The organism is Rahnella sp. 1L-D-7-B-C2 (genome assembly GCF_057290995.1).
Genome location: NZ_JBXAVQ010000022.1, coordinates 49,806 through 57,346, shown reverse-complemented (window position 1 = coordinate 57,346; position 7,541 = coordinate 49,806). Strand labels below are relative to the sequence as shown.

The following is a 7,541-nucleotide window of genomic DNA, read 5'->3' as shown; positions in this document are numbered from 1 at the left end:
TGGTCACTCTAAGACTTGATATTTTTTGCCACCGAGGTGGCTGATATCGTCTTGTGAGTGCCCACACAGATTGTCTGATAAATTGTTAAAGAGCAGTGAGTTACGCGCTTTCGCTTGGCAACTCGAGGTGGCGTATATTACGCTTTCCTCATTCAGTGTCAACCGTTTATTTCGCCGGATGCCGCTGTTTTTAATCTTTCCCGACCCGGTTACTTCGTGATGTTGTTCACGTTGTTCCCTGTCGATGGAGCGGCATTATAGGGAGTTGAATTTTAATGGCAAGCGAATAAATACAGTTTTATTTCGTTTGCCGTTTTTTTATCCAAAGACGGTTATTTTAGTGCTTTTGCTATAAAGGAAGGCAAGGCGGTAAGGCTTTCAAGTACTGCGTCTGCTGCACTTTCGCTTTCCGCTGTCACAGGCTTCCCTGTACGCACTAAAATTTTAGTGCCCACGCCTGCGGCGGTAGCAGCCAGCATGTCTTCAAGCTTGTCGCCCACCATATAAGAAGAGGCCATATCAATATTTAGCTCTTCTTTCGCCGTTAAGAACATCCCAGGCAAAGGCTTACGGCAGTCACAAACCTGAGTAAACTCTTTCACCGATCCTTCAGGATGATGCGGACAGAAATAGATGCCATCGAGATCGACACCACGATCGGCGAGAGACCAGTCCATCCATTCGGTCAGTGTCATAAACTGGTCTTCGGTAAACTTGCCGCGTGCAATTCCCGATTGATTCGTCACTAACACGAGTAAGAAGCCCATTTCCTTTAACTTAAGGCAGGCATCGATTACACCGTCGATAAACTGGAATTCATCGATTTCATGTACATAACCGTGATCGACATTCAAAGTGCCATCACGGTCGAGAAAGATTGCTGAAACAGGTTGTGCCACGTATTTGCTCCTGATGGCTGATTAACGGCGTCAGTATCGCATGTTTTCAATGTCAGTGAGAATGTTAACCTGGTTGACTTAGCCGTCTAGACGCCTTAGCATCCACGACATGCTACGGGGGTCACCCTCGCAGAGTTAAATTCATCATGTGACGTCAAAAAGACAGAATAAAAAATAATATGATTAAACTTTCAAATATCACCAAAGTTTTCCAGCAGGGAGCGCGCCAGATCGTCGCGCTTTCCGACGTGAGTCTTCACGTCCCTGCAGGACAAATATATGGCGTGATCGGCTCATCTGGCGCAGGTAAGAGTACATTAATCCGCTGCGTAAATTTGCTCGAGCGTCCGACCGAAGGCCAGGTGTTGGTCGATGGCCAGGATCTGATGTCCTTTTCAGAAAAAGCATTGACCCGCGCGCGGCGCCAGATTGGCATGATTTTTCAGCATTTTAATTTGCTGTCATCCCGCACCGTTTTTGGCAACGTCGCACTGCCGCTGGAGCTGGATAACCTCTCAGGAGCCGAAATTAAGCAACGCGTTTCGGAGCTGCTGAAACTGGTTGGACTGGAAGATAAACATGATGCCTACCCTGCCAACCTTTCCGGTGGACAGAAGCAGCGCGTAGCGATTGCGCGCGCACTGGCGAGTAACCCTAAAGTTCTGCTGTGTGATGAAGCGACCAGCGCATTAGACCCGGCAACTACCCGATCCATCCTTGAATTACTGAAAGACATCAACCGCCGTCTGGGATTAACCATCCTGTTGATCACCCATGAGATGGATGTGGTAAAACGAATTTGCGATCAGGTTGCGGTGATAAGCGACGGTAAACTGATTGAGCAGGATAAAGTGAGCGAGATGTTCTCACATCCCAAAACCCCGCTGGCTCAGCAATTTATTCAGTCAACGCTACATCTCGATATTCCGGAAGATTACGCAATACGTTTGGTGCCCGCCCCGGAACAAGGCCGCGTGCCTTTATTGCGTCTGGAATTTACCGGTCAGTCCGTTGATGCTCCACTGCTTTCCGAAGCCGTACGACGTTTCGATGTAAACAATAATATTATCAGTGCTCAGATGGATTATGCAGGTGGCGTGAAGTTCGGGATTATGCTGACAGAAATGCACGGTTCAGAAGAAAACACTCAGGCTGCGATTCATTTCCTGCATGAGAATCAGGTGAAAGTTGAGGTGCTCGGTTATGTCTGAGGCAATGATGTGGTTAATGGGCCGGGGTATCTGGGAAACTGTCATCATGACACTGACCTCTGGCTTCTTTGGTTTTGCGCTCGGGCTACCCTTTGGTGTGCTGCTGTACGTCACCCGTCCGGGGCAAATTGCTGAGAATAAAAATGTCTATCGCGTGATGTCTGCGCTGGTGAACATATTCCGGTCGATTCCATTCATTATTCTGCTGGTCTGGATGATTCCGTTTACCCGCGTCATTGTGGGAACCTCCATTGGATTGCAAGCGGCGATTGTTCCGCTGACCGTAGGCGCTGCGCCATTTATTGCACGTATGGTGGAAAATGCGCTGCTTGAAATTCCAAGCGGTCTGGTTGAGGCCTCCCGCGCAATGGGTGCCACGCCGATGCAAATCATCCGCAAAATTCTGTTGCCGGAAGCCTTGCCGGGTCTGGTTAACGCAGCCACTATTACTCTGATCACTTTGGTCGGGTACTCTGCGATGGGCGGTGCCGTAGGTGCCGGTGGTCTGGGGCAAATCGGATATCAGTACGGTTACATCGGTTACGACGCGACCGTCATGAATACGGTGTTAGTCCTGTTAGTGGTTTTGGTGTATTTAATTCAGTTTTGTGGCGACCGCATCGTAAAAGCAGTCACGCATAAATAACGAAATAACAACTGTAAAACGTAACCCTGCGAATGATTTTTATCCGCTTATTGAGGAAAGGACATGTCAAACAAATTTAAATCCATTGCTGTTGTCGGCGCGCTTCTGGGATCGCTGGCTTTAGCGGGCTGTGGGCCAAAAGAACAAGATCCAAACCACATTAAAGTGGGCGTGATTGTCGGTTCTGAGCAGCAGGTAGCTGAAGTTGCACAGAAAGTAGCGAAAGAAAAATACGGTCTGGACGTTGAACTGGTGACTTTCAACGATTACGTTCTGCCGAATGAAGCGCTGAGCAAGGGTGATATCGATGTTAACGCCTTCCAGCACAAACCTTATTTGGATCAGCAGATCAAAGACCGTGGTTACAAACTGGTGCCAGTCGGTAACAGCTTTGTTTACCCGATCGCGGGCTATTCCAAGAAAATCAAATCTGTTGATGAACTGAAAGAAGGCGATCAGGTGGCATTGCCAAACGATCCAACTAACCTCGGCCGCTCTTTATTGCTGCTGCAAAAACAAGGTCTCATCAAACTGAAAGACGGCGTTGGCCTGCTGCCTACCGTTCTTGATGTGACTGAGAACCCTAAAAACCTGAAACTGGTTGAGCTGGAAGCACCACAGCTGCCACGTTCACTGGATGATGCCAAAATCGCACTGGCGGTAATTAACACGACTTACGCCAGCCAGATTGGCCTGACGCCAGAGAAAGACGGTATCTTTGTTGAAGATAAAAACTCACCGTATGTGAACCTGATTGTTGCCCGCGAAGATAACAAAGACGCTGAAAACGTGAAGAAATTCGTTCAGGCTTACCAGTCTGATGAAGTAAACGCTGCAGCGAACAAAATCTTCAACGGCGGCGCAGTGAAAGGCTGGTAATACCTGCCGTCAGGAACTCAGTATTACGCCTGAAAACTCCTGTGAAATATAGATTTCTTAAATAAGTACAAGGCGGGCATATGCCCGCCTTGTTATTTTCTCAATACCTTGGTTCAATAACGCCACATTCATTCCTGTAAACATATTAAAAAGCAGAGGATTTACCATGCGTGCTTTACCTCTCTGTTTGTCGGCACTTTTGCTGGCGGGTTGTTCCCTGACTCCACACACACAGCCAATCACCACTGCACCTGTTGTTAAAGAAGAGCCAAAACCCGTCAAACCCAAACCGGCTCCAGTTCGCCCGGCTCCAGTAAAACTGTATAAAGATGCAGAAGCGCTGGTCGGCACACCATTCCGTGACTTAGGCGAAGTCTCCGGAGAATCATGTCAGTCCGATCAGAATGATGCTCCGCCGAGCCTTGCCACAGCACGTAAAAGAATGCTGACCCGGGCATCCTATATGAAAGCCAACGCAGTGCTTTTACATCAGTGCCAGATCCTTGGCGGTGTACCAGGCTGCTTCCAGCAGGCAATTTGTCAGGGCTCTGCCCTGAACGTCACCTTTAAATGACTTCATTTTCTTTTGAGCAAATAGGGACCATCCACTCGCCCTATAAAGAGAAATTTGCTGTCCCCCGCCAGCCTGGTCTGATTCAGGATGGCGGCGGTGAATTACATTTGCACGCGCCGTATAACCAGCCCGAAGCCGTTCGCGGGCTGGATGAGTTCAGCCATCTCTGGGTGATGTTTATTTTTCATCAGACGATGGATGGTGGATGGCGTCCGACAGTGCGCCCTCCCCGCCTTGGCGGTAACGCGCGAACCGGCGTATTTGCTACACGTTCAACCTTTCGCCCTAATCCACTAGGAATGTCTTTGGTTGAGCTGAAAGGGATCCACTGCCAGGGGCAAAACGTCATCCTGCAGCTCGGCAGTCTGGATCTGGTCGATGGCACGCCGGTGGTAGATATCAAACCTTATCTGCCCTTTGCGGAAAGCCACCCGGATGCTCGCGCAGGCTTTGCTCAGCACGCACCAGACGCTGATATGCCGGTAGAGTTTTTGCCTCAGGCCGAACAGCAGATGGCCGAGCACATTCATCAATACCCTCAGCTGCGCCGGTTCATCACGCAAGTGCTGGGGCAAGATCCTCGCCCGGCCTATCGCAAGGGCGAAGCCACCGAACGGGACTATGCCGTTCGCCTGCTGGAGTTTAATGTACGCTGGCGGGTGACAGGCTCTGTGAATCAGGTATTGTCGCTCGACAAAGACTAAATTTCCTCTGCGTCTCTTTTGGCGACACCAACTCGCTGGTAAACTAAACCACTTTTTACGTTTTGGCGGCTTTTAGCCGCCTGATTGCAATTTGCAGTGCTAACGGAATCAACACATCATGCGTACTACTCAATATCTGCTCTCTACTCTGAAAGAGACGCCAGCCGACGCGGAAGTTATCAGCCATCAGCTGATGCTGCGTGCGGGGATGATCCGCAAACTGGCTTCCGGCCTGTACACCTGGCTGCCGACCGGCCTGCGTGTTCTCAGAAAAGTTGAAAACATCGTGCGCGAAGAAATGAACAACGCGAACGCCATCGAAGTGTCGATGCCGGTAGTGCAGCCCGCCGACCTGTGGCAGGAGAGCGGACGTTGGGAACAATACGGCCCTGAATTGCTGCGTTTTGTTGACCGTGGTGATCGTCCGTTCGTTCTGGGTCCAACCCATGAAGAAGTCATTACCGACCTGATCCGTAATGAAGTCAGCTCATACAAACAGTTGCCGCTGAACTTCTTCCAGATCCAGACCAAATTCCGTGACGAAGTTCGCCCGCGTTTTGGTGTGATGCGTTCCCGTGAATTCCTGATGAAAGATGCCTACTCGTTCCACACGACCCAAGAATCTTTGCAGGAAACGTATGATGCAATGTACGCAGCCTACAGCCAGATTTTCAACCGCATGGGTCTGGATTTCCGTGCAGTACTGGCTGATACCGGTTCTATTGGCGGCAGCGCGTCTCACGAATTCCAGGTTCTGGCGCAGAGCGGCGAAGATGATGTCGTATTCTCTGACTCTTCAGATTTCGCTGCCAATATCGAGTTCGCAGAAGCGTTGGCCCCGACCACAGCTCGCGGCCCGGCGACCGAAGAGATGCGTATCGTTGAAACGCCAAATGCAAAAACCATTGCTGAACTGACAGAACAGTTCCAGGTACCGGTTGAGAAAACCGTGAAGACCCTGATGGTTCATGCAACGGCAGAAAGCGGCCATAAACTGATTGCACTGCTTATTCGCGGCGATCATGAACTAAACGAAATCAAAGCGGAAAAACTGCCACAAGTTGCAACGCCACTGACTTTTGCTACCGAAGCGGAAATCCGTGAAATCGTTGCAGCTGGCCCGGGCTCACTCGGTCCGGTCAATCTGCCAATGCCAGTTGTTGTTGATCGTACGGTTGCTGCCATGAGTGATTTCAGCGCGGGTGCCAACATCGACGGCCAACATTATTTCGGCATTAACTGGGATCGCGACGCTGAGCTGCCAGAAGTGGCGGATCTGCGTAACGTGGTGGCTGGTGATCCAAGCCCGGATGGTCAGGGTACGCTGGTGATTAAACGCGGTATCGAAGTCGGCCATATCTTCCAGCTGGGCACCAAGTATTCAGAAGCGATGAATGCAACCGTTCAGGGTGAAGATGGCCGTAATCAGGTGATGACCATGGGTTGTTACGGTATCGGTGTGAGCCGCGTGGTTGCTGCCGCTATCGAACAAAATCACGACGATCGCGGTATCATCTGGCCGGATGCTATTGCTCCGTTCCAGGTCGCTATTCTCCCAATGAACATGCACAAATCTTTCCGCGTGAAAGATGCGGCAGAAGCCTTGTATGCAGAACTGCGTTCACACGGTATTGACGTGATCCTCGACGATCGTAAAGAACGTCCGGGCGTAATGTTTGCTGATATGGAACTGATCGGTGTTCCGCATCACGTAGTGATTGGCGATCGTAATCTGGATGCTGAGGAACTGGAATACAAAAACCGTCGCTCCGGTGAAAAACAAATGATCAAACAAAGCGATATCGTTTCTTATCTGCTGGGCCAGATCCCGCGTTAAGGTTCGGCCAAAGATCGTTGTATATAAAAATGCCCGCATTGAGCGGGCATTTTTATTTGTGCTTTTCGCTTAGTAACAGTCATTACGGGCAAGCTTTGGTTGCATCAAACTTTACGTTTTTATCTGCCACTACGGCTTTCTGCATCTGGCCTTCTTCCATCGATGGTTCCGTCATGAAATGACCGTCCATCGCTACAAAGATCAGCTGATTTGGTGCCTTACGCGCCGCGAGATATCCCTGTTGCAGCGATTTGCTGGCAGACATTGGGAAAACTTTACCTGTCGCACAATCCTGGAAAGAAGCAGCGTCGGCGCTGTACTGCATCATACCGGTCAACGGCATGGGGGTCTTCGGCAAACTCTGCTGTGTAGGTTTCAGCGTGTAATTGAGCGACGAAACAATCGGCGCACCACGGGTATCAAGCATTTCAAGATTTTCATCTTTCGGATGGAAGTAACGCTTTTCACCTTTCGCATCGGTCAGGACCAGTTTGTCTGCGGTTCTCGCCCAACTGCCATAACTGGCAAAAGTTTGGTCGCCGTCTTTCGCGCCCTGATAAATTTCCTGCAGAACATAAGTCCCATCCTGCTGGAGGAATAAGGATGTCTCCAGCCCTCCGCAATCGGCGCACGGCAAGATACCGCTGTAACTTTGCTGCATCGCCTGCAAGGGTTTTTCCTGATTGAAGGCGGCGGTATGGCAACCAAACAGTGATAACGCCCCGAGCGCCAGCACTGCGGTTATGATGATTTTTTTCACAGTCTCTCCCCTACTGCTTTTCCTGAGTGTT

The 7,541-nt window shown here is 50.2% G+C and carries 8 protein-coding genes; 6 read left to right on the top strand and 2 right to left on the bottom strand.

What is annotated here, in order from left to right:
* Nucleotides 1-332: 332 nt before the first annotated feature.
* Nucleotides 333-899, bottom strand: coding sequence for a D-glycero-beta-D-manno-heptose 1,7-bisphosphate 7-phosphatase (gene gmhB / locus AC0Z7K_RS22035; RefSeq protein ID WP_413530832.1), 567 nt, complete (start codon nucleotides 897-899; stop codon nucleotides 333-335).
* Nucleotides 900-1,078: 179 nt separating this feature from the next.
* Here gmhB and metN point away from each other — a divergent pair, with 179 nt between their 5' ends.
* The 6 genes from metN to proS all read left to right on the top strand — a co-directional run bounded on the left by metN (nucleotide 1,079) and on the right by proS (nucleotide 6,750).
* Nucleotides 1,079-2,110, top strand: a complete 1,032-nt coding sequence (gene metN / locus AC0Z7K_RS22030; RefSeq protein ID WP_413530833.1) for a methionine ABC transporter ATP-binding protein MetN — start codon at nucleotides 1,079-1,081, stop codon at nucleotides 2,108-2,110.
* Complete coding sequence (locus tag AC0Z7K_RS22025; protein ID WP_112168891.1) at nucleotides 2,103-2,756, top strand: methionine ABC transporter permease MetI; 654 nt, start codon at nucleotides 2,103-2,105, stop codon at nucleotides 2,754-2,756. The genes metN and AC0Z7K_RS22025 overlap by 8 nt, the downstream gene beginning before the upstream one ends.
* Nucleotides 2,757-2,819: 63 nt before the next feature.
* On the top strand, nucleotides 2,820-3,635 hold the full coding sequence (locus AC0Z7K_RS22020) for a MetQ/NlpA family lipoprotein (RefSeq protein WP_112168890.1): 816 nt from the start codon (nucleotides 2,820-2,822) through the stop codon (nucleotides 3,633-3,635).
* Nucleotides 3,636-3,801: 166 nt separating this feature from the next.
* The gene (gene rcsF, locus AC0Z7K_RS22015) at nucleotides 3,802-4,209 is read left to right on the top strand and encodes an Rcs stress response system protein RcsF (RefSeq protein WP_413530835.1); all 408 of its coding nucleotides are present in this window, start codon (nucleotides 3,802-3,804) and stop codon (nucleotides 4,207-4,209) included.
* Nucleotides 4,206-4,913 (top strand): tRNA (N6-threonylcarbamoyladenosine(37)-N6)-methyltransferase TrmO, encoded by a 708-nt coding sequence (tsaA, locus tag AC0Z7K_RS22010; protein WP_413530836.1) that lies wholly within the window; start codon nucleotides 4,206-4,208, stop codon nucleotides 4,911-4,913. Before rcsF ends, tsaA begins: the two co-directional genes overlap by 4 nt.
* Before the next feature lie 118 nt (nucleotides 4,914-5,031).
* Nucleotides 5,032-6,750, top strand: a complete 1,719-nt coding sequence (gene proS, locus AC0Z7K_RS22005; RefSeq protein WP_485615949.1) for a proline--tRNA ligase — start codon at nucleotides 5,032-5,034, stop codon at nucleotides 6,748-6,750.
* Nucleotides 6,751-6,832: 82 nt separating this feature from the next.
* Here proS and nlpE read toward each other — a convergent pair whose 3' ends face one another.
* Entirely contained in the window at nucleotides 6,833-7,510 is a 678-nt protein-coding gene (gene nlpE, locus AC0Z7K_RS22000; protein WP_485615948.1) for an envelope stress response activation lipoprotein NlpE, read from the bottom strand.
* Nucleotides 7,511-7,541: the final 31 nt, after the last annotated feature.

What these genes read in the sequence shown, in the direction of transcription:
- tsaA (WP_413530836.1), top strand. Translation starts at nt 4,206, where the DNA reads ATGACTTCATTTTCTTTTGAGCAAATAGGGACCATCCACTCGCCCTAT.
- metN (WP_413530833.1), top strand. Translation starts at nt 1,079, where the DNA reads ATGATTAAACTTTCAAATATCACCAAAGTTTTCCAGCAGGGAGCGCGC.
- AC0Z7K_RS22025 (WP_112168891.1), top strand. Translation starts at nt 2,103, where the DNA reads ATGTCTGAGGCAATGATGTGGTTAATGGGCCGGGGTATCTGGGAAACT.
- rcsF (WP_413530835.1), top strand. Translation starts at nt 3,802, where the DNA reads ATGCGTGCTTTACCTCTCTGTTTGTCGGCACTTTTGCTGGCGGGTTGT.
- AC0Z7K_RS22020 (WP_112168890.1), top strand. Translation starts at nt 2,820, where the DNA reads ATGTCAAACAAATTTAAATCCATTGCTGTTGTCGGCGCGCTTCTGGGA.
- proS (WP_485615949.1), top strand. Translation starts at nt 5,032, where the DNA reads ATGCGTACTACTCAATATCTGCTCTCTACTCTGAAAGAGACGCCAGCC.